The sequence below is a fragment of the Streptococcus sp. GMD1S genome, assembly GCF_000296875.1.
Lineage (GTDB): Bacteria > Bacillota > Bacilli > Lactobacillales > Streptococcaceae > Streptococcus.
Genome location: NZ_AJQY01000302.1, coordinates 1 through 536, shown reverse-complemented (window position 1 = coordinate 536; position 536 = coordinate 1). Strand labels below are relative to the sequence as shown.

1 protein-coding gene is annotated in these 536 nt (G+C 48.5%); it reads right to left on the bottom strand.

Going from position 1 to position 536, the window contains the following annotated elements; all coding sequences use genetic code 11:
* On the bottom strand, window positions 1–536 hold a 536-nt coding region (locus tag GMD1S_RS08905; RefSeq protein ID WP_000306611.1), incomplete at both ends, for an aromatic acid exporter family protein.

The following is a 536-nucleotide window of genomic DNA, read 5'->3' as shown; positions in this document are numbered from 1 at the left end:
ATCTGCTGGGCCATATTTCGCAGGATGCGACTTTGTCGCTGTCTCATCTCAAAGTAATGGATGTGGTAGTCCGTCTGGTGAAAGAGATGATCCGAGTGATCCAGGTAGACCAGTTTAAGAGCTTCATCGAGGAGCTTGTCTAATTGGTCAACGAGTTGGGCTTGATTGCGTCCGTCTCCTCTTGACAGATAGTATTTAAAGCGAAGCAGGATGTCTTTTAACTTTTCCTCGACCTGAAGGTGGTAGCTTTGGATGGCTTTCTCACGAGAGGGCATATAAAGGTTGACCAATAGAGCAAAGCTTGTCCCGATGAGAAAGAGGAGCACTTCATTAAGCAAGAGCTCTGGAGAGGTAGACTCCTGTACCAAGAGATGGCTGACCAAGACACTGCTAGGGGTGATGCCGATTTCCCAGCCCATTTTGTAAGTAAGAGGTACATAGAGAGCCAGATAGAGGCCCAGGCTCCAGATGTGAAAACCTGTCAGCTGAAAGGCTAGAACACCGATAGCCAGCGCTAGGAGCATGGAAAAGAGGCG